Annotated in this window: 19 protein-coding genes; 9 read left to right on the top strand and 10 right to left on the bottom strand. The window is 53.1% G+C overall.

Annotated elements, in window-relative coordinates; translation table 11 throughout:
• Window positions 1-76 precede the first annotated feature (76 nt).
• The 4 genes from HX805_RS29835 to HX805_RS29820 all read right to left on the bottom strand — a co-directional run bounded on the left by HX805_RS29835 (window position 77) and on the right by HX805_RS29820 (window position 4745).
• Complete coding sequence (locus HX805_RS29835; RefSeq protein ID WP_177054725.1) at window positions 77-2254, bottom strand: TonB-dependent siderophore receptor; 2178 nt, start codon at window positions 2252-2254, stop codon at window positions 77-79.
• 97 nt (window positions 2255-2351) lie between these two features.
• Window positions 2352-2765 carry a DUF2946 domain-containing protein gene (locus tag HX805_RS29830; protein ID WP_177054726.1) on the bottom strand — a complete coding sequence of 138 codons (414 nt, stop codon included), beginning with the start codon at window positions 2763-2765 and terminating at the stop codon, window positions 2352-2354.
• Window positions 2765-3403 carry a putative natural product biosynthesis protein gene (locus tag HX805_RS29825; RefSeq protein ID WP_177054727.1) on the bottom strand — a complete coding sequence of 213 codons (639 nt, stop codon included), beginning with the start codon at window positions 3401-3403 and terminating at the stop codon, window positions 2765-2767. The genes HX805_RS29830 and HX805_RS29825 overlap by 1 nt, the downstream gene beginning before the upstream one ends.
• 610 nt (window positions 3404-4013) lie before the next feature.
• Window positions 4014-4745, bottom strand: a complete 732-nt coding sequence (locus tag HX805_RS29820) for an SDR family NAD(P)-dependent oxidoreductase (protein ID WP_025110493.1) — start codon at window positions 4743-4745, stop codon at window positions 4014-4016.
• 755 nt (window positions 4746-5500) lie between these two features.
• On the opposite strand from HX805_RS29820, the gene HX805_RS29815 reads away from it, so the two are divergent.
• Window positions 5501-6001, top strand: a complete 501-nt coding sequence (locus tag HX805_RS29815) for a GNAT family N-acetyltransferase (RefSeq protein ID WP_177054728.1) — start codon at window positions 5501-5503, stop codon at window positions 5999-6001.
• Between the two features lie 317 nt (window positions 6002-6318).
• Here HX805_RS29815 and HX805_RS29810 read toward each other — a convergent pair whose 3' ends face one another.
• The 4 genes from HX805_RS29810 to HX805_RS29795 form a co-directional block, all read right to left on the bottom strand.
• On the bottom strand, window positions 6319-7824 hold the full coding sequence (locus HX805_RS29810; RefSeq protein ID WP_031320350.1) for an efflux transporter outer membrane subunit: 1506 nt from the start codon (window positions 7822-7824) through the stop codon (window positions 6319-6321).
• Window positions 7825-7838: 14 nt separating this feature from the next.
• On the bottom strand, window positions 7839-11024 hold the full coding sequence (locus HX805_RS29805) for an efflux RND transporter permease subunit (protein WP_177117562.1): 3186 nt from the start codon (window positions 11022-11024) through the stop codon (window positions 7839-7841).
• 175 nt (window positions 11025-11199) lie between these two features.
• Complete coding sequence (locus HX805_RS29800) at window positions 11200-12375, bottom strand: efflux RND transporter periplasmic adaptor subunit (RefSeq protein WP_177117561.1); 1176 nt, start codon at window positions 12373-12375, stop codon at window positions 11200-11202.
• A 162-nt stretch (window positions 12376-12537) separates the two neighbouring features.
• The gene (locus tag HX805_RS29795; protein ID WP_177054729.1) at window positions 12538-13812 is read right to left on the bottom strand and encodes an MFS transporter; all 1275 of its coding nucleotides are present in this window, start codon (window positions 13810-13812) and stop codon (window positions 12538-12540) included.
• Between the two features lie 356 nt (window positions 13813-14168).
• On the opposite strand from HX805_RS29795, the gene HX805_RS29790 reads away from it, so the two are divergent.
• From HX805_RS29790 to HX805_RS29775, 4 genes are all read left to right on the top strand, one after another.
• The gene (locus HX805_RS29790; RefSeq protein ID WP_016973808.1) at window positions 14169-15158 is read left to right on the top strand and encodes a GlxA family transcriptional regulator; all 990 of its coding nucleotides are present in this window, start codon (window positions 14169-14171) and stop codon (window positions 15156-15158) included.
• Window positions 15159-15422: 264 nt separating this feature from the next.
• Window positions 15423-16163 carry an SDR family oxidoreductase gene (locus HX805_RS29785; protein WP_016973809.1) on the top strand — a complete coding sequence of 247 codons (741 nt, stop codon included), beginning with the start codon at window positions 15423-15425 and terminating at the stop codon, window positions 16161-16163.
• A 367-nt stretch (window positions 16164-16530) separates the two neighbouring features.
• Entirely contained in the window at window positions 16531-17136 is a 606-nt protein-coding gene (locus tag HX805_RS29780) for an SCO family protein (RefSeq protein ID WP_016973810.1), read from the top strand.
• The gene (locus tag HX805_RS29775; RefSeq protein ID WP_177117560.1) at window positions 17136-17618 is read left to right on the top strand and encodes a copper chaperone PCu(A)C; all 483 of its coding nucleotides are present in this window, start codon (window positions 17136-17138) and stop codon (window positions 17616-17618) included. The genes HX805_RS29780 and HX805_RS29775 overlap by 1 nt, the downstream gene beginning before the upstream one ends.
• Before the next feature lie 339 nt (window positions 17619-17957).
• Here the strand turns inward: HX805_RS29775 and HX805_RS29770 are convergent, their stop codons facing one another.
• Window positions 17958-18344: a nuclear transport factor 2 family protein gene (locus HX805_RS29770; protein ID WP_016973812.1), complete on the bottom strand. Its 387-nt coding sequence runs from the start codon at window positions 18342-18344 to the stop codon at window positions 17958-17960.
• A gap of 433 nt (window positions 18345-18777) precedes the next feature.
• On the opposite strand from HX805_RS29770, the gene HX805_RS29765 reads away from it, so the two are divergent.
• Entirely contained in the window at window positions 18778-19746 is a 969-nt protein-coding gene (locus HX805_RS29765; protein ID WP_016973813.1) for a GlxA family transcriptional regulator, read from the top strand.
• A gap of 296 nt (window positions 19747-20042) precedes the next feature.
• Here the strand turns inward: HX805_RS29765 and HX805_RS29760 are convergent, their stop codons facing one another.
• Window positions 20043-20774, bottom strand: coding sequence for a DJ-1/PfpI family protein (locus HX805_RS29760; protein ID WP_177117559.1), 732 nt, complete (start codon window positions 20772-20774; stop codon window positions 20043-20045).
• Between the two features lie 68 nt (window positions 20775-20842).
• Between HX805_RS29760 and HX805_RS29755 the strand changes: the two genes are divergently transcribed.
• From HX805_RS29755 to HX805_RS29750, 3 genes are all read left to right on the top strand, one after another.
• Entirely contained in the window at window positions 20843-21844 is a 1002-nt protein-coding gene (locus HX805_RS29755) for a helix-turn-helix domain-containing protein (RefSeq protein ID WP_218167455.1), read from the top strand.
• Between the two features lie 557 nt (window positions 21845-22401).
• A complete protein-coding gene (locus tag HX805_RS32500) occupies window positions 22402-22731 on the top strand; it encodes a hypothetical protein (RefSeq protein ID WP_008436736.1) in 330 nt (109 codons plus the stop codon).
• Window positions 22732-22797: 66 nt separating this feature from the next.
• Window positions 22798-23766, top strand: coding sequence for a DUF932 domain-containing protein (locus tag HX805_RS29750; RefSeq protein ID WP_016973816.1), 969 nt, complete (start codon window positions 22798-22800; stop codon window positions 23764-23766).
• Window positions 23767-23786: the final 20 nt, after the last annotated feature.

Raw genomic sequence — 23786 nt, 5'->3', positions numbered from 1 at the left:
GGATGGCAGCTTGCTGCCACCCACTCGCTAATATCTGTGACTGCGGAATTACCGCGTATCGATCATGATGGTGTCCTTAGAAACTGGCCGTCAGCGTCAGGTACGCTGAACGTGGTTGAGTGGGTAGAACCACTGGGGAGCCCATATATTGATAGGTTTCAAAGACTTTGCGACCTGTCAGGTTTACCGCCGAAACCGAGATCGTGTAGCGGTCGAAATCGTAGGAAGTCTGCGCATCCAGCAGTGCGTAGCCTGGTACGGATACCGTATTAGGCAGGGTCAGCTCACGCGCACTGACTGCCGTAATACCGGCACCGAAGCCCAGTCCTTTAGCGGCGCCATCAAGTATCCGATAGCGGGCTGCGAGGCGACCACTGTGCCGTGGTACGCGAGGCAGTCCATCACCGACCGGAATCGAGTTGTCCTCTGTGATTTCTGCCTGGGTGTAGGCGTAGTTACCCAGCAATGAAAAATCGGGGGTCGGTTCCCAAACCAGATCCGCTTCTACCCCGCGAGCGCGTTGTTCGCCGCTCTGTACCGAGTAACCCAGAATCGCGTAGGTAGGGTCAGGATCAGGGGTGGACACATTACGACGCGTCTGCTCGAACATGGCGAGAGTGCCAGAAATGCCCAGATCGTTGAACGCCAGTTTGACGCCCGCCTCATAATTGCGAGACAGCTCAGGCTTGGGTGTCTCGTTACCAGTGAAGTTGAACGCCCCCCTGAAACCGGTGGAATACGACGTGTAGAGCGCAAGACTTTCGGTCAGGTCATAGCTGATGCCAAACCGTGGTGTCAAACGACGATATGAAGTATCTACACCTTGCTCTTGTTGGTTGATGTCGAGCTGGGTCAATCGCAACGACTCCAACAAGTGCAAACGGCCATAGGTCGCTTGATCCTGAACGTATAAGGCCTTCGTCTCGTAACGGTTGGTCTGGGACACGATTGTTTCGGGCGTCGCGCCGTAGGAAATACCATATCCCGGATTGGCAAGGTCAAGCTCACCGATGGGTTCAACGCCGGACATCCCCGAGTTGAAGTGAGTGTTGTCGTAATTGATACCAACCAGTAACTCATGATCTCCGCCCAGTGCTTCGACTTTGGAGCCTAGGTTGGTATCCAGTGTGCTTTCCCGGATGTTCGTGGGCAGGTAAAGCTTGAATATCGGGTAAACCGTGGGTGTCGTGGGATTCGGTCCCAGAAGGTCCGGATATACAAGGCTGCCATAATCACGAACTTTGCCCTCGTAATACTGAGCGCTGACGGTCAGTCGTGTGTCGTCATTAAGCTCATGCGTGAGCTCGGCGGTGGTTGTTCGATTCTCGATAGTGGTGTGAGGCTGTCCGTTGGTCGCTCCTGGGAAGGCGTTGCGATCAATCTGCCCGCTCAATGCTTGGGCGGCTGGCAGGCCGGAATATTCGAGCTGGCTGCGATTCTCGTATTGGCCGCGCAGTAACAGTTCAGTCTCTGGCGATAGCTGGAACGCGATGCTTGGTTGTATCGACCACTGATGGCCGTTGACGTGGTCAATCCAGCTGTCATTTTCTTGATAGTCAGCGGCAATCCGTGCGGCGACCTTGTCGCCGATGGGTGTGTTGAGATCCAGCGAAGGATTCACTGTGCCGAAGCTACCGGTGCGCATCGACAGCAGTGCACTTGGCTCGGTCTCGGGCCGTTTAGACACTACGTTGATCAAACCACCCAGCGGTGCGCCGATACCCCCGCCGTACAACGCTGATGTTGGGCCTTTGAGTACCTCAATGCGCTCGGTGCCTATGAGGCTGGTCGGGTCGATGCTCGCTGCCGTGCCGCCAAATGCAGGCAGCCCGTTCATGTAAATTTCCGCCGGAAAACCGCGCACAATTGGCTGAGCGAACAGTGCCTCTTGCGGCTTGGTTGCTCTTACCCCTGAGACGTTAACCAGCGCGTCAGCAAGCGAATGACTGTCCTGCTCCTTGAGCATCGTTTGCGTTACAACTTGAACGGATTGCGGGACTTCGACCAGGGGCGTGTCGGTACGAGTGGCCGACGCAGAAGATGGTGCGCTGTAGCCTTCACGCGCCCCAGAAACGTTTATGGTTTCCAACGTCCAAATCTGTGATTGATCGGATGTTGGGGGTACATCCACGGCACCGTCTTGTGGGTGCGCAATGACCGGTAATGCTAGCCCCAGAAACACGCAAAAGGCATGGCGCCAACGCAGACGCGATGGATCAATGTAAAACAGCGGCCCGTTCTTGTCCGAGTACATGGGATCTTCCGATAAAAGTCATTTGAAGCAGAACGCGCAGAGGGATTCGGCGTCGGCGGACTCAAAAGCCGGTCGATGCAGAGTCGGCAATGCGCGTTCAGCCAAAAGTGGGTATGACGTTCAACGATCGAATCGGTGGCGCTCGGCTTCTTGCACCGAGGAATATCGGTGGCGCTGCTTGCTGGGGAATTAAGTGAGTAGAAAAAAGCTGTAACGGTGGAACATTAAGTTGAAACCTGGACAGGTTTGACTCGGCGAGAGCGGGATGCTGGAACAGAAGAGAGCAATATCCGCATTTTTCCCACACGACCAGATCATGGGTCTTGCCGGCAGAAGCATGGTGAGACTTCTGGCTCGTGCCAAGCATGTCGTGGCACTCCATGCCAGCCATGCTCATTGGTTGACTTTTGCCATGGGAAAGGCTGATCCCCTGACTGATCAGGGGGCCGGCAAAAATCATCAGTATGGCGAACAGGCTCAGCCATGCTCCGATAATGTGACGCTTACGCATTAGCAGGGCTTCTGCTCATCACGCGCAGCCTTCGATACCTGCGTCTGCCGCTCGTATTCGGGGATGGGCAACCACCGTCGAAACCCGGCACCCCCTTTCCCCGTCAGAGGACACCAGGAAAAATCCCAGAGTGCCGGTGGGAAATCCTCTTTTTCAGGGTCAACACCAGCGATAGAACGAGGCGCTACTTTCCAGTCAAACACCCTCATCGGCGAGCCTTGCCAAGCCAACACCAGTCCTCGTGCTTGGCTATCGTCAGTATTTATCCACCGGGCCGCTGCCGCAGTCATGAAGGCATCAATGTGTTCTTCGTGGATGTGCGCCCGATAGGTCGACGTGAGTAACCAACGGCAGACACTCAGGTAGTAAGTCCAATTCAGCGACGGATGATTGCGGTACGCCCAGGTCATAAAACTGCGAAATATGTTCAAGCCGTCTGGTGGATCTAGCTTGAGCAGCCCCGGACACACATCGAACAACGTATGCCAATAAGGCAGCAATCTGGCATCCAGTTGAACAAAGCTGCGTGCGTTGCAGGGATAGTCTGGAAACGGCAATAGGTAGTCGCCACGACTGTTTATGCGCGACGTTTTGCTAACCAGCCGCGAAACGCCTGAAGGAATAACTACAGAGCGCATAGCAGCCTCCATGCCATCGCCGCTTGCGATTTATTGAATGCAGGAAAACTGAAAGTCAGACCTTCGGGAGCACTGGAACTGCAACCGGAGTGATTAATAACGCGAGACATACTGCCTTCTCTACAAGACGATTGGAGGGCGTTCAACGGCAGTCGCTGCAGCGACGACCTAGCGTAAACGGACGACAACAAACGAGCGGTGGCGGACAAATCGAGCCAGCCCCCGTGGAAGCGTTAACTGAGGGAAAGCTCGAGGATGGGCTGAGGATCAGGAGTATCCAGAGGGTTGCCTTGCAGTGCATCTCGCGACTAGAGCGCGGCTTCTGTCCAATTCGTAGTAGCGAGGTCAGGCAGAAAAGTAAGGCGATGCTCAACTTCGCCACAGGACAGAATAGACAGCAAAGACTACCGGCCCAACCACGGGTTGAACGGTCAGTGAAGTCCATGCTCTGTGCCGGATTATGGCTGCCCGATGCAGAGCAAACTGACCGCCACCAACAAGTTCGAGCCCTATCATCTGCTATGCCCTAAGCCGAATCACCACGTGGAAAACTGCTGCTACAGGACCTTTTTTCACTATGGCTTAACACCCTCAGATCCGGCCATTAACGTTAGACATGCTGGCCACCGTTAACGTGAATCTCTGCGCCGTTTACATAAGAAGCGCCACCGGTGCAAAGGAAGTAGACGAGCGAGGCAACTTCTTCAGGTTTGCCCAGCCGGTTCATCGGCACTAGCCGTTCAACGATTTCCGCAGTGCCTGCGGACAGTATTGAGGTTTCGATTTCTCCAGGTGCGATAGCGTTGACCCTTACGCCATGTCGGCCAAAATCAAAGGCCATTTCCCGAGTCAGGGCGGAGAGCGCAGCTTTGGATGTGGAATAAGCGACACCTGCGAACGGGTGCACTTTGGATCCTGCAATAGAGGTAACGTTGATGATGCTGCCTTTTGCAGCTTTCAATTCATCAAACAGCCCCCGCGCAAGGAGGGCCGTAGAAAACAGATTGACATTGAAGACCTTGATCCAGGTTGCATAGTCGGACTCCAGAACACCAAGGCGTGTCCCCTCCGGCCCCTTTGGCGAAACTCCGGCATTGTTTACCAATGCATCCAAGCGCCCGCCCAATTTTTCCCTGATGGCCGCCAGGCTGTCACTGACGCTATCAATATCTTCGAGATCAAGATGAATGTGGTTGAGTAAGCCCTCGGCCCATGGGCATTCAGCGACCCAGTCCTGGCGAGAGGCGGTGAAAATCCTCCACCCAGCGGCTTGAAAGTGTTTGACGGTGGCATGGCCTATGCCACGACTGGCACCGGTCAATAACAATGTCTTCTCGCTCATACATGCATTTACCTATTAGAAAGTTTCGCTTTTTTTTTAAACGGTCTAGGTCAAAAAATCGCAATCTTCAATGTGCTACTTTTTGGCAGGGTGTCATGAGTGGCCATGACTCTCAGAGCCGCTTTTGTTCGCTGCAAACATCGGGTGATCCGCTGGGCCCCCAAGCACTTTTTGGCCATTTCTCGTTTCCTTGCGTTGAAGCGCCTGAACGGCGATGAGCGTCCTTCTCCTGGATGAGGATGAGTCAATCTTACTGTTCGAACGTTCGACTCTACGTCTGACTACAGGAGGCGGAAACGACATTTTTCCCTCATTACCGGTCACGGGATGGCCCACTTACGGCGGCACCAAACTGCAGGTTTCTTCCGTCAAGAATCCGTGCTTCGAGGAGCTGAGCCCTAGCTCAGAATCGTAAGTTCGCGAAGGGTCCAAGACCAGTTCCGGCTGGCTGCGGTTTGTTAGGCACGGCACTCGATTGGCGGCTTGTACGAAGTTGAGCTAATCGCCCGGGATATGAGAATGAGGATCGGCGGCGCATATCTGCTTAGTCATGCAACGTGACTTCGGCGGACGCATACGAACTGACCTCACAGCTCTGTTGTAGTCCGGCCGAGGCTCCTTGCTTGATCATTATTCGTGCTCATGGACTCTCGACAAGCTTGCATTCCATAGGCTCACTTCGTAACACTTGAGTTGCGTAGCTGCCACCTCAATGGTCGGTACGCGCTAATATTTGCCAATCCAAGGAGCGATGAATGCGTGTGCGTCCAGCGATAACGGGTGACTCTGAGAGCATGAGTAGAATCGCAAAGGCTACCTTTTCACTGGCGTGCCCAGCAGACACTCCAGCAGAAGAATTGGAGCGCTACATCAGCGAAAATCTGACCGCGCGTTGTTTTCAGGCCGCGCTGGATACGTCAAGCCAAGAGGTGCGAGTGTTGGAGGAAGCCGGAGATATCGTGGGTTTCAGTTTGGTCGACTACAAACCAGATCGATTAAACATCCCACTGGCGGATGGCATCCCTGAGTTAAAGCGATGCTATGTCGATTCAAAACACCATGGAACCGGTGCCGCACAACTCCTCTTAACTGCGACGCTTACTGGTATTTCAGATCGTATCCGGCTCACGGTGAATGATCAGAATGCCCGTGCAATAGGCTTCTACCAACGTAATGGATTTTTTACAGTAGGAGAAACCAGTTTTCAATGCGGCGATGATGTCCACCGAGACTTGGTGATGGTACGTGAACTGTAGGGTTGCGGTTTTTGCGTAGGCGTTCCGGGAAACCAGATTGCGAGAATCCTGCATTCAGGCGATCGGTGCCGAGTACCTAGGTCAGGTCGCCGGATGCTCACAATGAAAGGTCAAATCGAATGCAAACGCGTAGTCAACTGGAGTGCAATCTTGCGACAGGTAGGCACCCGTCTAATTAGGCAAGGTGTGTTGAGCGGACGCTTACTGCGGTTTGGCTCTGGCCGGGAAATTTCCGTTGGGTTTGAAGCATAAAAAGCGGGTCAAGTTGACCCGCTTTTTATGAGCAATTCAAAGCCGTTCAGGCTGCGTGATCACCGCTAACGCCCATTGGAGGCAATGTTAGCGTCGGCTCGGTCCCACCCCCCACCTAAGGCTCTAATCAGGCTCACCGTTGCAATGGCCTGAGTGCCCGTCAGACGGCTCAGTTGCAGTTCGGTTTGTAAGACCTGGCGCTGAGCATCGATAACTTCCAAATAGCTAATTTGCCCCTCTTCATACTGAGTTTTAGAAAGTCGCTCTGTCCGTATTGATGCTGCAACAGCTTCGCTTTGATTACCTTTCTGATCATCGAGCAACCTCAGATCTGCCAGGTTGTCCTCTACCTCTCTAAACGCCACCAATACTTGCTCCCGATACTTCGCAACCTGCTCGTCGTATCGAGCCCTTGCAGAGGCGAGATCTGCTTTCCTCCGACCACCATCAAATATCGGTAACGTCAGCGCTGTTCCCGCAAGGGGGCCTAGTAGAAAAGACCGAGTCGACCAGTCGAACAGATTCCCCAGCGATGACGACTCGAAGCCGGCGGCGGCATTTATGTTAAGCCGCGGGAAAAATGCTGATTTCGCCAATCCGATTTGTGCGTTAGCCGCGGCCATAGCTCTCTCGGCGGCAGCAATATCTGGACGGCGCTCCAGTAGGGCTGATGGTAACCCGATAGGCACCTGGGTCGCGATGGGCTCTATAGGTGAGTCAGGGAAGTCGAAGTCGGCAGGAGACTTACCCAACAACACTGCAAGACTATGTTCTGACGTCGCACGCAGCCGTGCGATCCCTACCGAGTCCGCCCTCGCGGTAGATAGTTCGTTGCGCGCTCGCGAGAGGTCAAGTTCGCTTATGTCGCCCTCTTTGAATCGCCCCTCTACTAATTTCAGGGTGTTTTCACGCAGGGTGACCGTGCGACGAAATAGTCGAAGTTGGTTGTCGTACTCACGCAGCTCGAAATAATTTTTAGCCACGTCAGCTTGGAGGGCTAACAGCACAGAACGATACAGCGCCTCGTTCTGTGCTTGATTAGCGAGCGCGGTGTTCACTTGTGAATCCACCTTCCCGAACAGGTCTACCTCGTAAGAGGCTGTCGCCTGCGCCCGCCAAAGAGTCTGCGTGGACCCACTCGCATCGTCAGACAACAATTGTGAGGCAGGAGACAGGCGTTCACGCGTAGGACCAAATCCCGCATCTAGGGACGGGAACCATCCCGCTCGGGCTGATTGGGTCAAGGCTCTCGATTGCTGTACTCGTGCGGCAGCCGCCTTCAGATTCTGATTAGCCTCTGCGGCTTGCCGCTCCAGGTCGTTTAGCACCGGATCGCCAAAGACTAGCCACCATTCCCCACGATGCTCGGCATCGGCTGGTTCAGCGTTTTTCCAGGCGCTATCTTTGGGCAATGATGCTTGCTTCTGTTCAGTCGAAGCTTCCTTGAACGCCTGCGGAGTCGGAACGTCGGGGCGGTTGTATGTCGGCTCCACAGAGCATGCTGATAGCAGCGAAAGCAGCGCTGAGGAAGTTAGCAGTCCAAAAATAGACTTTTTGGGTAATTGGATCATTCGTTTGGCTCCGATCATGCGTCCAATGCTTCCGTTGTCAGGTGAGGCGCGTCTTTTTGAGCCACGTGTACTTTGCCACCTGCCAGCGTACGCAGGACTACGTAGAAGACAGGTGTCAGTGCGAGACCGAACAGGGTCACGCCCAACATGCCGAAAAACACCGAGATCCCCATGGCTTGGCGCATTTCTGAGCCCGCACCAGTGGAAAACACCAGTGGAACAACGCCCATGATGAAGGCGATCGAAGTCATGAGAATTGGTCGGAGACGCAAGCGGCTCGCTTCAATGGCTGCCGTCAGCGGCGTGTACCCGTCATGCTCTAGTTCTCTGGCGAACTCGACGATCAAGATGGCGTTTTTAGAAGCCAATGCGACCAATACCATCAACCCGATCTGGGTAAAGATGTTGTTGTCTCCCTGCGTGAGCCACACCCCCGTGAGTGCGCACAAGATGCTCATGGGAACGATCAGGATTACCGCCAAAGGGAGGGTCAAGCTTTCGTACAGTGCGGCCAGTACGAGGAATACGAGCAGGACGCTGACAGGGAAGACCCACATACCGGCATTACCTGCCAAAACCTTTTGGTAAGTCAGCTCAGTCCACTCGAATTTTACGCCTTGAGGCAACACCTCGGCTGCAATGCGCTCTGCTGCTGCTTGGGCCTGGCCAGACGAATAGCCCGGCGCTGGGCCGCCGTTAATATCCGCTGCGGTGTAGCCGTTATACCGAACCACCATGTCCGGACCGTAGGTTGGGGTGATACGAACCAGAGACGATAGGGGCACCATTTCTCCACGGTCGTTTCTGGTTTTCAGCTGAAGGATGTCATCTGCTCGCTGACGAAACGGTGCGTCGGCCTGCACTCGTACCTGATATACACGGCCAAAACTGTTGAAGTCATTCACATACAAGGAGCCAAGGTATACCTGCATGGTCTTGAATACATCGGTAACGGACACGCCCAGCTGTTTGGCTTTCACACGGTCTAGCTCGACGTTTAGCTGCGGGAAGTTGATCTGATAGTTTGTCAGTGACCCACCAAGCTCCGGGGTCACTGCAGCCTTGGCCATGAATGCTTGAGCGGCCTTGTTAAGCTCCTCATACCCGAGGCTACCTTGGTCTTCCAGCTGCATTTTGAAGCCACCCAGTGTGCCAAGCCCGAGTATTGGAGGCGGTGGAAAGGCTGCGACATAGGCTCCTTTGATACTGGCGAACTTGTGGTTAAGGGATGCGACGATGGCCGCGGCGGACTCATCTTTCGATGTACGTTCGCTGAGAGGCTTGAGGGGGACAAAGACAATCCCTGCGCTAGAACTGTTCATGAATCCGTTAACGGACATGCCAGGGAAGCCGACTGCGTGAGCTGCGCCCGGCTGCTTCATGACTATTTCGCTCATCTGGCGAATCACTTCTTCCGTACGGTCAAGAGAAGCGCCATTGGGAAGCTGGGCGATGGTGACCAAGTACTCCTTGTCCTGCATGGGAATGAACCCAGCAGGCACAACGTTCCCCATAACCGCCGTGAGTCCCAGAAGAACCACATAAACAACCAGCATGCTGCCCTTGCGCTTAAGGACGCCTGTTACGCCTTTCGAGTATTGCTCCGAGCCACGATTAAAAACCTTGTTGAATGCTCGAAAAAAACCGCCCAGTAGCTTATTCATCACCCGCGTTAAGGCGTCTTGCTTAGCGTCGTGGCTACGCAAAAGTAGTGCGCTGAGGGCTGGAGAGAGCGTGAGTGAGTTGAAAGCAGAGATCACCGTAGAGATCGCAATGGTCATTGCAAACTGCTTGTAGAACTGGCCCGTGAGACCGCTCATAAATGCCAACGGTACAAATACAGCAACCAACGTGAGTGCGATAGCAATGATGGGGCCGCTGACCTCTTGCATGGCTTTATACGTGGCGTCCCTCGGGGTCAGACCGCTGGCTATGTTCCTCTCCACGTTTTCAACCACAACGATGGCATCGTCAACGACGATACCAATGGCTAACACCATTCCGAAAAGCGACAGGGCATTGATCGAGAAGCCGAAGGCCAGCAAGAGCGCAAAGGTACCGATGATGGACACCGGTACAGCGATCAAAGGAATGATCGCTGTACGCCATGATTGGAGGAACACAATGACGACCACGACCACCAGTGCGATGGCTTCGAGCAGTGTTTCTATAACCGCCTGAATGCTCGACTTCACGAAGCGAGTGGGGTCGTAGATAAGCCTATAATCCAGGCCGGGAGGGAAATCAGCGCTGAGATCTTTGAGTGCAGCGCGGATTTGATCAGAGATCTCCAGCGCGTTAGCGCCAGGCAATTGGTAGATGGCGAGGGAGACGGCGGGTTTGTTGTCCAGCAGCGCACGCAATCCGTATTCAGCCGCAGAGAGTTCGACTCGGGCGACATCCCGCAGATGAGTAACTGCGCCATTCGGGCTAGTTTTGAGAACGATGTCGCGGAACTCGTCGACGGTCTTCAAGCGACCCTGGGCATTGATTGTCAGCTGTACTGCAGTACCCGGCGAAGAGGGCGCAGCACCAACGGCACCCGCAGCAACCTGAATATTCTGTTCTTGAATGGAAGTGACAATCTCCGAGGCGGTGAGATTACGCTGTGCTACCTTCTGCGGATCAAGCCACACACGCATTGCGTAGTCACCTGCCCCCCACATATCGACACGGCCAACGCCAGGTATCCGCTCAAAGCGCGTTTTGACGTTCCGTAGGCCGTAGTTTCTCAAATACGTTGTGTCGTACCGATCATTCGGCGACACGAGGTGCAGAAAAAGAACTAATGAAGAAGAGCTTTTGAGCGTAGTAACACCCAATCGCTGTACATCTTCGGGCAGTCGTGGCAATGCTTGATTGACTCGGTTCTGTACCAACTGGGTAGCCAAGTCCGGGTCAGTTCCTAATGCGAAAGTTACAGTGATGGTCAGGTTACCGTCACTGTTCGCTTGAGACTGCATGTACAGCATATTCTCAACGCCGTTGATTTTTTCCTCAAGCGGCGCAGCAACTGTCTCGGCAATGACTTTTGGGTTCGCTCCAGGATACTGTGCGCTGATTGTGACCGAGGGCGGAACGACCTCTGGATACTCAGAAATCGGCAGTTTAAATATTGCTATCAACCCTGCAAGCAGGATCACCACGGATAGTACGCCCGCAAAGATCGGACGATCAATGAAGAACTTTGATATGTTCATTAATGACTCTTTAAGTGAGGCGGCTACTTTCTCTCAGCGCTGCTTGAGGGTTAAAAAGACAACAGGACGCTTAAGGATGCACTCTGTTTTATAATCAATGCACGGACCAATAAATCCTAAGTGCCTGAGGGGCATTCATTGTTTATTGGTGAATTTTAGTTAGTGCTGTCGTGGGTCAGTGAGCGTTTCTAGCCTGAGCGTCACTTTGGGGAATTATCTTTCCTAGAACCTGCTCCCCTGGACGGACTCGCTGAATACCGCCTACCACCACCCGTTCGCCCTCTTCGAGTCCGGACGTGATAATGCGATCATTGCCTTGTAGATTTCCCAGCGCTACCGGGCGATAAACAATATGGTCATCCTTTCCCACGACCAAGACAAATCGCTTATCTTGATCGGTGCCAATTGCCGCATCATCAATAAGGAGGGCCGCGTATGGCTCACTGCCGCCCACTTTTACACGCGCATATAGCCCCGGGACCATGGTGCCATCAGCGTTGTCAAACCGTGCACGCATGCGGATAGTGCCTGAGGTAGTGTCGAGTTCATTGTCTACGGATTGGATGACTCCCCGGCGCGAATACCCTGTCTCATCTGCAAGCCCTAGATCAACCGGAACAGTAGCCTTATTGCCGATTCTGTTGATATACTTAAGATAAGTCTGCTCATCAGCGTTGAACTCTGCATAAATGGGGTTCACAGAGACAAGCATCGTTAAAGGCGCCGCGCCTGCTCCGGCGTTTACGATGTTTCCAAGTGTTATTTCTGCCCGCGATACGCGACCAGAAATTGGAGCTGTAATCTGGGTATGGCCGAGATCAATTTTAGCGGCATCCAGCGCCGCTTCAGCAGTCTTAAGATTGGCACTGGCCTCCAATGCTGCGTTGTTTTTTTCATCGTAGTCACGTTTCGCTATTGCATTTTCGGCAATTAGGCGCTGTGCCCTCTCCCAGTCGCTTTTCGTGTACGCGGCGCGAGCCTGAGCTGCTGCAACCTGCCCCTTAGCTCGTTCGACTTGTGCTTGGTAAGGTCGTGGATCGATGACGAACAGAGTGTCCCCTTTTTTAACCAATTGGCCGTCATGTATGTTGACGTCCGTTATGGTTCCTGCCACCAGCGGCCTAACCTCAACTTTTTCCACCGCTGCTAATCGGCCAGAATAGATTTGCCAGTCGGTAACGGTTTCTCTTTTAACGACCGCGACATCTACCTCTTGGATTGGGAGCGGGCCTTCCTGTGCTACAGCTTTCTCTGAGCTATCGACCACACTAAAGGCAATGACTCCGGAAATACAAAGCATGCCTGCCGAATAAAGTGCCAGCCTAATGCGGGGTTTGGAATTAGCGCTCATAATTACTCCGAATTTATTCCTGTTCTAGCTTGACTGTTGTGTGAATGCCAACTTCCGATGGCTAATTCGCATGAAATATGAAATGGCGCTTCTTGGAAGCCAAGGTTTTTGCTTCTCCAGCAACACCGCGACTTTTTTACAGTGCACGGCATGCGTGAAAAATCACGTCATCGACCTGTTTTCATTGTCTAGAACGCGTTCGCCATTGGCGATTTTTGTTCTGCGGTCGGCACGCATCCACCTTAAGGTAATAACCGCGGATACCGCGATTAGCGGAAAAACAATATTATTCATGCCCTTCCAGCCAAGTAATTGCAATATGGGGCCGGCGGCCAAAGTGGAAAATGCAGTGAATGTATATTGAATAAACTCTGCCACTCCCTGCACCCTGGCCTTTTCGGAGGGGTGGTAGGAGGAAGTCAATAAGGTTGTGCCACCAACAAACATAAAATTCCACCCGACGCCTAAAAAAAGAAGCGCGATATAGAACGCGGTCAAGCTGTCCGAAAACTGTGCAATCAATCCGCAAGCTGCACTTAGTGCCATTCCCAGGAATAAAATCGGAGGCAATCCGAATAGGGCAATCAGGCGCCCAGCGAATAGTGACGGCGCGTACATACCCACTAAATGCCATTGAATAATGCTGGCGCCATCATTTATGGAGTGATTGCTGGCGACAGCAGCCAGCGGTGTCGCGGTCATGATGAACATCATCACCACGCCGCCAATAACGTTATTCGAGAGTGCCGCTAGTGAAATAGGTTGCTTGAATATTGTGAGTAATTTGCGTGGCGGCTGTTCGTGGTCATGCAGTTCCAATGGTTCTGGAAGTGCATCTTGGTAACCCAGCCAAAGTAATGCTGCGGAGGCAAGGCCCAGCAGGCATACCATCAAGTACGAGCCGGCGAATAGGACTGGGAACAAATCTGTGCTCCAACTCGCCAACAAAGGCCCAAGAAAAGCGGCGATCACTCCGCCCGCAAGCACCAACGAGATCGCGCGCGCTTTGCGATTGTCAGGTTCCGAATCTGTCGCAGCCAATCGGTAATACTGGGCAAACGCTTGAAAAATACCTACGGCGGCTGTCCCCATGCAAAACAGCCAGAAAGAGTTTAGGAAAACTGCCCATACGGAAATCAATCCGCCTATCGCGCCGGTGAGGGCACCTAGTACAAATCCACGCCGCCTACCTATTTTCTGCATCAGAGTAGAGGCGAAATATGTCGCAATCGCGCCTGCTACGGTGATGAGTGCAAAGGGCAGAGTCGCAAGCGATTTATCGGGTGCGAGCTGATATCCCGTCAAACCGGTCAACGTGAGATCGATTGCGATGGCTGCCGTGAACAAACCCTGGGCTATTGCCAGCACAGCCACATTCGACGGGCTTGATGACTTTTCTAACGCTGAAATGTCTTCCGATAATTTTGATGTGCTCATTGTGTCCGCCTCCAGTCAAGACGGTTCGAGCTGTCTGCCCTTACAACCATGACGACTCTCCTGTTGAGAAACTGGAGCATTCTCTACGTCACTTATGGTGGGAGAAAGGACTTAGTTCCCTCCTTTTTGGTCGTCGGATTACATTAGGAGCAGGTGTCACAAACAGGAAGGCTGATAGCGAAGCGGGACTGAGAGGCGAACAAAAACGATGACGTTTTTTGAGGGTTTTTTGCTCTTTTCGCCATAAAATTTTTAGAGGATGATTTGGGGCCAGCGTTACGAAAATCGGCCAATAGGACGCTGGCGGGGAACAGTAATTCCGAGCAGGATCTATGATTTTTTAAGAAGGTAATTCCATGCGTGACATCGCTTTCCTGGTCTTTCCCGAGTTTCAGATTCTGGATCTCAGCGGTCCGCTGGCGGCCTTTGAGATCGCTAAAGAGATTGGGGTACCAGATCCCTACTGCTGTTCGGTGGTTTCGTTGTCGGGCGGTCCTGTGATGAGTTCGTCTGGTCTAGAAGTAAGGAGTCAGAAGATCAGATCAAGCCCGTACGATACGTTGATAGTGGTCGGCGGTAAGGCTTTTTCCAAACCCTATGACCTCCCCATGGTGTCGGACCACCTCGCTAATGCGGCCGCGAAAGGTACTAGGCGAGTTGCGAGTGTTTGCACCGGGGCTTTTCTATTGGCTTCGGCGGGCCTGTTAGACGGTCGCAGGGCTACTACACACTGGAGGCAGACCGCGCGACTGCAACGCAATTTTCCGAAGGTGCGGGTACAGCCCAATCATATATTTACGAAGGATGGTGGCATCTGGACGTCTGCTGGCATCTCTGCGGGAATCGATCTGGCGCTGGCCATGATTGAGGAAGATCTGGGAAATGCTGTTTCCCATGAGGTCGCCCGCGCCATGGTCGTGTACCACCGTCGGCCAGGAGGGCAGTCACAATTTTCGGCCATGGCCGATATGGAGCCGACGACGGATCGCATGAGGGAGGTGCTTTCCTACATGCGAGAGCATCTAAACGAACAGCTATCAACAGAGCATTTGGCATCAATTGCTTGCCTCAGCTTGCGCCAATTTGGTCGAGCCTTTCTGCTGGAAACGGGGGAAACACCCGCTAAAGCTGTGGAGCGTTTGCGTGTCGAGGTCGCGAGGCTGCGCGTTGAACGTGGGGCGGAACCGATCGAACTGATAGCACACTCGGTTGGCTTCAAGGATCCGGAGCGGATGCGCAGAGCCTTCATCAGAGTTATCGGGCACCCTCCTCAAAGCATCAGACGGCTGGCCGCACATCAGGGTGTTAGCGCTTATGAGGTTACGGTTGAGGCTGAAGTGTCTTAACTGCCCGCTCAGGGTTCATTGCGCTCGGCGCAATCCCCGTTGCAACGGCGTATTTGAGCGCTGTACCGAAAGTCTATTCCTCTTAAAGCCGCCTCATCAGTAGATTCTAATTTCGGAAGGGGAAACAAGTTCGACTAAACCGTATGGCGTAAATCGAGGGGACTAAGTCGTTTTGCAAAGCGCTAGTGACGCTTAAGCTTCAGCTTCTGGGTTTAGTGACCCCGAATGGTCGCGGTAAATCTCAAATCTACTAATGGGACAGTCATGAAAGAACTTTCAGGCAAACGTGCATTCATCACTGGCGCTGCACGTGGTATTGGCGCAGCTATCGCTATCGAGTTGGCAGAAAAAGGAGCTGATATTGCTTTCAGCTATGTTCGCTCTGGGGATGCGGCGGAGGAACTGGCCAGAGAAATTGAGGGATTGGGTGTTAAAGCCTTCCCTATCCAGGCCGATAGTGCGGATCCCCAAGCAGCTACGCGTTCTGTACATGAGGCAGCTAGGCTTTTAGGAGGGTTGGACATACTAGTAAACAATGCGGGCGTCGCTTTTATTTGCCCGCTAGAGACAATGCCGCTGGATCAGATAGACCAGATCATCGCCGTAAACATTAGAGCAGTGATCTTGGCTTCTCAAGCAGCCATTACCTATCTTGGAGAGGGCGGAAGAATCATCAATATCGGTTCCTGTCTGGCGGAGCGTGTGGCCTTCGAATCGGTCACAGTCTATTCCATGTCCAAGTCCTCCCTACTTTCCTTTACACGAGGACTTGCTCGTGAGCTAGGACCGCGTGGCATCACCGTTAATACTGTGCATCCTGGACCTACGGACACTGATATGAACCCAGCCGATGGTGATGGTGCCGATGCGATGAGGGCTCATTCAGCATTAGGCCGATACGGTACTGGGAAGGATGTCGCAGTGGCGGTCGCGTTCATCGCAAGCCCAAGCGCTAAACACATCACCGGCACCGGGTTAAGCGTGGACGGGGGCGTAAACGCGTAGTCCTGATTTATCTACCTACAGACTCTCTGACTAGTTACCCCAGGCACCTTGCTAGTAAGACTGAACGCCATTACGGGGCTAAAGAACTTGGTAGTTCGGGCTGATTTCCAGCAGTCATTCTAGTTGGGTGGCCGGCGAACTTAAATCTTCTTTTCGCGAACGCCTGGTTAGACGAACCACGTTTTACAGTTGAGGCGCCGTCAAAAGCATTAGAGACAACACCCTCAATTCAATCGCACTAGTGATCAGCTCGACCTGAACCGATGTATTTATCCATCGGCAGCACATGATCAATGTATGAAGTAATAATTCAAAGAAGACTTGCTAATCCAATTTTTGGTTTTTTCGTATAAAGAGGCTTGAATCAATGAGCGTTTTGTTGACTCGCCGCAAGGTGATTTCAGGTATGGGACTTCTAGGTATCGGCATGCTGGCAGGATGCGATACCCGAGGTGAGCTATCGTACAAATACGGCAAAGACTTAAGCAATAAAATTCTTGGGCGCACATTCCGGCTAAAAGACACCGACGGCGAGGTAAGAACGCTTTCAAGCTATCGAGGCGTGATGCCCATGATTTTTTTTGGATTCACTCAATGTCCGGCAGTCTGCCCCACCGCCTTGGCTCGTGCAGTTAAAATCAAAAAAATGATGGATAAGGACGGCTACTTTCTTCAGGTTATCTTTATTACGCTCGATCCCGAGCGGGATTCACCAGCCGTCCTAGACGCCTATGTAAAAACTTTTGATCCGTCATTTATCGCTCTTTACGGAACGCTAGAAGAAACAGCGGCTACAGCCAAAGAGTTTGGCGTGTTTTACGAGAAAGTACCGATTGGGTCAACATATACACTTACTCATTCATCGACAAGCTATGTGTATGACTACCAAGGAACGCTACGCCTTGGATTTTCTCAAGCACTTTCGGCACAACAATGTGCAGAAGATCTGATTACACTCATGGAGATTTGCTAATGTATTCAGGTCCAGATTTGACCAATATAAATCAACACGTTAAACAGATCGTACTTGGGTTTTCTCTACTAGGGCTGGCTTTCCAGGTTTCAGCCCAAACGCAGATAGAGGGCGCATGGGTTCGCGCGACAGTGCCAGGACAACAAGCGACTGGTGCGTTCATGACGATAACTGCAAGCAGCGACAGCAAGCTGCTCAGTGCCCAGTCACCGGTGGCGAAAATCGTGCAAGTTCACCAGTCGACAATCAAGAACGACGTGATGCGCATGCAACCAGTAGAGTTCGTCGCCTTGCCTGCTGGCAAAGCAGTCATCCTGGATCCCCACAGCTATCACATTATGCTTATTGACCTGGTGAAACAGGTAAAAGAAGGTGACCAGGTGCTTGTGAATCTTACGGTAGAGAATGCCAAGGGCGAGAAGGAATCGATCAAGGTTGAGGCCACCGCGCGAGCTTTAAATATGGCTGATGACGCAAAATGAATCGATAGTTTCAACGATGAGCGCCAGTAGATAAAAGTGGCTGACCGTGACGAGCGTTTAAACTGGGCGACGCCGCCAGCCACGTTGTCGGATTCGCTGGCCGCGTTTATCGAGTAGATTCGGCATGAAGCTAAGGCAAAGAGTTTTTTTGCCTTAGCTACCTTCGTGCGTGTAACACAACAAAAAATTGCTGGCTTATCTCAGGTGACCTCGCGCGCGACCCTTGTCTGGTTGCGATGCACCTCAGGTTAGCGCGTTCAAGCCTTTTAGCATCGGCTTAGAGGAAGAGGATCTTGCATCTGACGGGCTAAATTTATCCGATGCGGCTCCGTCGCTTGCTTAGGCGTATCGTTGGAATATCTTCGAGATTATTTTCCACTGACCGTCGATCTTGAGCAGCGAAAGAAAGTCGTGGAAGCTCGCGCCCAAAACGTCATTCTCCATGTCCACTCGGACAACTGCAGCTGTGGGTGCGATAGCCAAGATATCCAGGCGACTGCGGGTGTTCGGCGAAGCGCCCAGTGCTTTGAAGAAACTAGCAAATACAGGAACAGCTGGACCTTGAAGCAGCTCATCGCCGGTGTAGCCCCACATTATCGCGTCTTCGTGGAAGGCTTTCTCAATTCCAGCGATGTCCCCAGAGCGATAACCGTCAATATAAGCTTGAGCTGCCTGAATTACATCGTCGTATTCAGTCGTGGCGACTGGTTTTATATGCAAAGTCATGTTGAACCCTCGTAGCTGCCTAGCGAAATGTGCGTGTTTATGGGCCTCGCAGAGTCACGTACCGCGATCACCAAAATGTTTGCTACAACGAGTGCTCCTCCCCTGGCTTGGAGACGATGCATTCATACGTAGCGGGCCCACTCCTGAGTAAGCGTACTCAAGCCGTTGCCTTACGAGCATTGGACTAAAACATTGGTGATTCTTAGTGCTCTACTGCGCCGCCTGCGAACCTGTAAAAGCGAGCATTACAACCGTCGCTCATGGTGTGCGTGTCACCAACTTTACGTAGGAGTATGGGAAACGAAAACGACGTTTATCCCTCACTTTAAGCCAATAAATCTCGCTACTAAAAGCCATGAAGGGCGCCAGGCTCCGTGGTATTACACTAGGGTTCCCGTTAATCTGAGACTTAAAACGCTGGAGCTGAGCTGCGATGTACCGAATTGGATTTTTTGTCTGCCCTGGTCATGATGCCCTCGATCTTGCTGGGCCACTGTCTGCATTCAATCAAGTGGCGACGGCTGTTGGTCATAAGCCGTATGAGCTTCGTGTCGTATCGCACTCCGGAGGATCGGTTATTGGTAATTCAGGCCTTCCGGTCGAAACTACTCCAGTTTGCCAGCACACCTTTGACACCGTGATTTTTGTGGGTGGCGAAGTCGAGCCAATGCTGACAGCAGAGAATCTCGCCGCAGCAAGGCAATTGATCGTCAACGCTTCGCGAGTCGCCAGCGTGTGCACCGGGGCGTTCTTGCTTGCGGAAATCGGGCTGTTGAACGATCGGCGGGCCACGACGCACTGGAATCACACCGCACTACTGCAATCGCGTTTTCCCCGCATCAAGGTTGAGGGGGACAATATTTTTATTGAGGACGGGCACATCTGGACGTCGGCCGGCATCGCTTCCGGGATCGATCTGGCCCTCGCCCTGATTGAGAAAGATATGGGCGTGAATGTAGCGCGCGATGTCTCCAGATTGCTGGTCGTTCCATATCGACGGCCTGGTGGCCAGTCACAGTTTTCCGCGATGTCACAAATGGAGCCAGAGTCAGATCGCATCCGTATTGCGCTGAAATTCGCGAGAGAGCATCTGGCCGAGGAGTTGCCCATTGAGAGACTCGCCGATGCGGCGAGATTGAGCCTGCGACAATTCGGACGAGCGTTCCGCCGAGAGACAGGTGAAACACCAGCTAAAGCAGTGGAACGCTTGCGCGTCGAAGCGGCGTGTTTACGTCTGCAAGAAGGCAGCGAGCCGATCGAGCAGATTGCTCAGGCGGTCGGTTTTACTGACCCAGAACGAATGCGTAGGGCGTTCGTTCGACTGCATGGATATTCACCGCAGTATGTCCGCCGCGAGAATCGGTTGAGTGTTGAGTGCTCGATAATCAATAGCGGTACATAGCGAAGCCGAACTCATCCTGGATGCACCCGCTGACTTATGGCTCTTGAGAATGCTGAATCCATTCATTCAAAAGGAGCCGAAACGTGCGAAGGATTGTAAAGATGGCATTCACGTGGGTGCTTACAAGTGGGCCACTAATGAGCCAACTCTAAACGTAAACCCCCCGTGCGTAGGTACGCGCGGGGCTATATGCTTGAACTTGACGCCAGCTTAGGAACTGACCCTAGAGCGACCCCGCGGCATGGCGCAGAAATGACTGATCAAGGTCCGCCGAGAACAATGTTACAGAGCAACGATCACGCGGGAGCTAGTTTTGATAACTGCGCTCGACGCTTCATATGCTCATTCGCGACTCTCACAGCCTCGTCAGTTCTCCCCCACAGCCCCTTTATCTGTGCGACGATCTCCGGCCGCGCGGTACGTGGATTCCCCGAGTTCATTGTCGGCTGCGGGTCGTACTCGAGCACAAGCTGAGTAAACTCTGCCGCATCCTGGCCTTTAAGCTCGGCGATGACCTTCAGCGCAAAGTCGATACCTGCCGTTACACCGCCACCTGTGATTCGGTTCCTGTCGACGCATACCCGTTCGTAGCTCGGTTCGATACCCAGTGCGATAAGGGGTTCGTAGAAAGGCCAATAGGTCGCTGCACGGTAGCCCTCCAATAGTCCCGCCATAGCAAGAAGTACAGAGCCTGTGCATACAGCGGTTACATAGGTGGCAGTCTTGCCTGCGCGAGCAATAAAATCGAGCAGCTCCTGGTCCTTCATGATTTCAGGCGTTCCTCCGCCACCTGCGACAAACAGCACGTCCAGGTTATCTGGAACGTCATCAATCGTGATCGTGGGGTTCATGGTGACGCCCATATCCGTGGGAACGGGCTCCAGGGTCTTCCAGATTATGTGGGTTTTGGCATGAAGGCCGAATGCCGTCTGTGGGCCGGCCAAGTCCTGCAGAGTGAAACCAGGAAAAATCACCATGCCAATCTGCAGTTGGCGGCCTTCACTCTCATTGCTCATCTCATCAGACATTACCGTCTCCTCTCTTCGTACTTGACTAAAAGAGTATTCCTGCCGGACGCTGCACGTGAGTGGCTTAAATGACATCAAGCGATCGTTTTCTGCCAGTTATTTTGATTGTGAGAGCGGAGGTCGACGCCGTGCATAAAATTGCGGTTCTGGTATTGAATGACGTGGTGCCGTTGGACTTTGGTATCGCTTATCAGGTTTTCGCTTTGGCTTCTCAGGTTGATGGGAGCAAAGCTTACGAGGTGGAGGTGTGCGCACCCGAGCGGACAATTCGGGCCACTGGTTTTGATATGCATGTGCGGTACGGCCTCGACCGTCTTGAGCTGGCCCACACCATTGTCATTCCCGGGTGTGAAGACCCGTTTGGAGAGGTTCCAGAGGCGGTAAGAATTGCTCTTCGCCAGGCACATGCTCGTGGTGCAAGATTAGCGTCAATCTGCACAGGAGTTTTTATCCTTGCCGCGAGCGGTCTTCTAAGCGGAAAGCGCGTCACGACGCATTGGCGCTTCGCCGAGGACTTGGCCAGGCTTTACCCAGTGATAACAGTAGAACCTAATGTTCTATTCGTTGATGAAGGTAGCATCGTGACTTCGGCGGGTGCGTCAGCAGGATTGGATATGTGTTTGCATCTCGTGCGACGCGATTATGGTCAGTCTGTTGCGGCAAATACTGCCCGTCTAGCGGTCGCGCCACTGTACCGTGATGGTGGTCAGGCCCAGTTTATTCGTCAGGAGCTTCCAGGCTCTCCTACGAGCTTGGCGCCGTTGATCGAATGGATACGGGACAATTTGAACAGTTCGCACACGGTCGATAGTCTTGCGGCTCGCGCCAACATGAGCTCCCGCACCTTCGCTCGGCGATTTCAAGAACAGACTGGTACTACTCCTTTACAGTGGCTTCTGACCGCTCGTATTGATCGAGCGCGTGCATTGCTTGAGGAGAGCGAGATATCGATTGATCAAACGGCATTTCTTTCCGGATTCGGGTCTGCGGTGACCTTCCGGTCGCGGTTCCGAAAAGTCGTTGGCCTCACGCCAACTGAGTACCGTCGTCGTTTCAGCTCAGTAAACTAAAATCCAAATACCCGCAGACCATGGGTTTGGATTTTCAGGACGACCGACACGCTCACATTGATGCGTCAATCGCCAATCCCGCTGGCGATCAATGACAGTACCTCGCTCGGCACATTTTTCGGGGCACAACAAATTCGGGATGGGAGCGCTGTAGTTTCACTACGGCGAATCAAGAACTTCCCATGGACAAATGCTAGAAAATCATGCCCATATGCCAGCACCTTAGCCTGAGTCTTTACTGTCGTAACGCTGGGCGCTATCAATGGATTTCTGGTCCGAGAGACCCGATAGTCGGTCAGTTGTAGGGCGGGTTTGCCTCATACTCCCTCCTGCTCGAGTGTCGCACTGTTCAACTGCTGATCTTGCCAGGCCGCGCAGGTCAGCCCAGTGCCTTTCCACCGTCCATTCTGTATGACCATTGGCTGTGCGCCCGTGGATAATCAAAAATATTTCAGACCTATATCACCTCTATGAACGCCCGCCTGTATCGACTGCAGTTGGGATTTTGGCGTGCCTGCACTTCGCTTAGCACGCTCATCATTTGAGAGGATCTGCGTATGTATAGCCCTTGCCCAAGTTGTAACTCTGGACGCATCGTCACGAAAAATATTGGGAAACAAGCAGGCGGTTTGATCGGTGCCGCAGGCGGCGCCGCCAGTGGTACAGCTGGCGCTCTGTCCGGCGCCGAAGCTGGAGCTGTTTTAGGTGTCGCCGGAGGCCCAATAGGCATCGCGATCGGGAGCGTCGCTGGGGCGATTTTAGGGGGGTTGTTTGGAGGGGTCGCTGGCGGTATCGCCGGGGCCACGCTCGGTGAACAGATCGATGACAAGGTACTGAATAACTATCAATGCCTAGAGTGCGGTTACAGCTTCAGCGCTAATCGCTAAATCATCGAGTCAGCCCCTGTTTCTCATGCAAACAGGGGCTTCCCCTTTGTCAAAGGACCTATTCCCATGGCTCATCTCATTGAACAAATGGCTTATGTTGGCGCAACTCCCTGGCACGGTCTGGGTAGTCGCCTTTCTCCGAAACAACCCATCGAAATCTGGCAGCGCGAAGCGGGTATGGACTGGAAGATCCAGGACAGCCCGGTGCATTTCAAATCCGATAGCATCGGTGCACTTGGCTCAATTCACACCTTCCCTGACCAGAAGGTTCTCTACCGCTCCGATACTAAGGCCCCGTTGTCCGTGGTTTCTCAGCGCTACCAAGTCGTGCAGCCGCGCGAGGTCTTGGAGTTCTATCGGGACCTCACTGAAGTATCGGGCTACGAGCTGGAAACGGCCGGCGTACTCAAAGGCGGTCGCAAGTTTTGGGCGCTGGCCCGCACTGGCCAAGGAACGACCTTGAAAGGCAACGATCAGGTCAATGGTTATCTCCTGCTGGCCACCTCCTGTGACGGTACCTTGGCTACCACGGCCACACCTACAACTGTGCGGGTAGTTTGCAATAACACGTTGACTATTGCGCTGGACGGTTCGTGCAAAGCGATCAAGGTGCCGCACAGCACGCGCTTCGATCCACAGGCAGTAAAAAAGCAACTCGGTATCGCTGTCTCGCAATGGGACAACTTCATGCACCGGATGCGAATGCTATCTGAACGCAAAGTTCAGTGGCATGAAGCCATGGGATTCTTCATGAACGTGCTGTGTGATGCCAATCCGAACATGCCACTACCGGCAGTACTTCCCAACGAGCGGGCACTACGCAAGGTGCAATGCCTGTATGAAGGTCAGGGTCGCGGGTCAACCCTGGAGTCAGCTCAAGGAACCGCCTGGGGCCTGCTCAACGCCGTGACGGAGTACGTCGACCACGAACGCCGTGCGAGAAGCATCGAGTACCGTATGGACTCTGCCTGGTTCGGGCAAGGAGCACAGCTCAAGCAACGGGCGCTGGAGGCGGCGCTACAACTTGCAGCTTAGGCCTAGTTTTCACTGTCCTC

This window comes from Pseudomonas sp. G5001 (assembly GCF_013385475.1).
Taxonomy (GTDB): Bacteria; Pseudomonadota; Gammaproteobacteria; order Pseudomonadales; family Pseudomonadaceae; genus Aquipseudomonas.
Note: the sequence above shows the minus strand (reverse complement) of the source record. Positions and strands in the feature narration are given on the sequence as shown.

Bases quoted from the DNA above. Each gene is read 5' to 3' on its own strand.
- HX805_RS29835 (WP_177054725.1), bottom strand. From the start codon at position 2,254: ATGTACTCGGACAAGAACGGGCCGCTGTTTTACATTGATCCATCGCGT.
- HX805_RS29830 (WP_177054726.1), bottom strand. From the start codon at position 2,765: ATGCGTAAGCGTCACATTATCGGAGCATGGCTGAGCCTGTTCGCCATA.
- HX805_RS29825 (WP_177054727.1), bottom strand. From the start codon at position 3,403: ATGCGCTCTGTAGTTATTCCTTCAGGCGTTTCGCGGCTGGTTAGCAAA.
- HX805_RS29820 (WP_025110493.1), bottom strand. From the start codon at position 4,745: ATGAGCGAGAAGACATTGTTATTGACCGGTGCCAGTCGTGGCATAGGC.
- HX805_RS29815 (WP_177054728.1), top strand. From the start codon at position 5,501: ATGCGTGTGCGTCCAGCGATAACGGGTGACTCTGAGAGCATGAGTAGA.
- HX805_RS29810 (WP_031320350.1), bottom strand. From the start codon at position 7,824: ATGATCCAATTACCCAAAAAGTCTATTTTTGGACTGCTAACTTCCTCA.
- HX805_RS29805 (WP_177117562.1), bottom strand. From the start codon at position 11,024: ATGAACATATCAAAGTTCTTCATTGATCGTCCGATCTTTGCGGGCGTA.
- HX805_RS29800 (WP_177117561.1), bottom strand. From the start codon at position 12,375: ATGAGCGCTAATTCCAAACCCCGCATTAGGCTGGCACTTTATTCGGCA.
- HX805_RS29795 (WP_177054729.1), bottom strand. From the start codon at position 13,812: ATGAGCACATCAAAATTATCGGAAGACATTTCAGCGTTAGAAAAGTCA.
- HX805_RS29790 (WP_016973808.1), top strand. From the start codon at position 14,169: ATGCGTGACATCGCTTTCCTGGTCTTTCCCGAGTTTCAGATTCTGGAT.
- HX805_RS29785 (WP_016973809.1), top strand. From the start codon at position 15,423: ATGAAAGAACTTTCAGGCAAACGTGCATTCATCACTGGCGCTGCACGT.
- HX805_RS29780 (WP_016973810.1), top strand. From the start codon at position 16,531: ATGAGCGTTTTGTTGACTCGCCGCAAGGTGATTTCAGGTATGGGACTT.
- HX805_RS29775 (WP_177117560.1), top strand. From the start codon at position 17,136: ATGTATTCAGGTCCAGATTTGACCAATATAAATCAACACGTTAAACAG.
- HX805_RS29770 (WP_016973812.1), bottom strand. From the start codon at position 18,344: ATGACTTTGCATATAAAACCAGTCGCCACGACTGAATACGACGATGTA.
- HX805_RS29765 (WP_016973813.1), top strand. From the start codon at position 18,778: ATGTACCGAATTGGATTTTTTGTCTGCCCTGGTCATGATGCCCTCGAT.
- HX805_RS29760 (WP_177117559.1), bottom strand. From the start codon at position 20,774: ATGTCTGATGAGATGAGCAATGAGAGTGAAGGCCGCCAACTGCAGATT.
- HX805_RS29755 (WP_218167455.1), top strand. From the start codon at position 20,843: ATGACATCAAGCGATCGTTTTCTGCCAGTTATTTTGATTGTGAGAGCG.
- HX805_RS32500 (WP_008436736.1), top strand. From the start codon at position 22,402: ATGTATAGCCCTTGCCCAAGTTGTAACTCTGGACGCATCGTCACGAAA.
- HX805_RS29750 (WP_016973816.1), top strand. From the start codon at position 22,798: ATGGCTCATCTCATTGAACAAATGGCTTATGTTGGCGCAACTCCCTGG.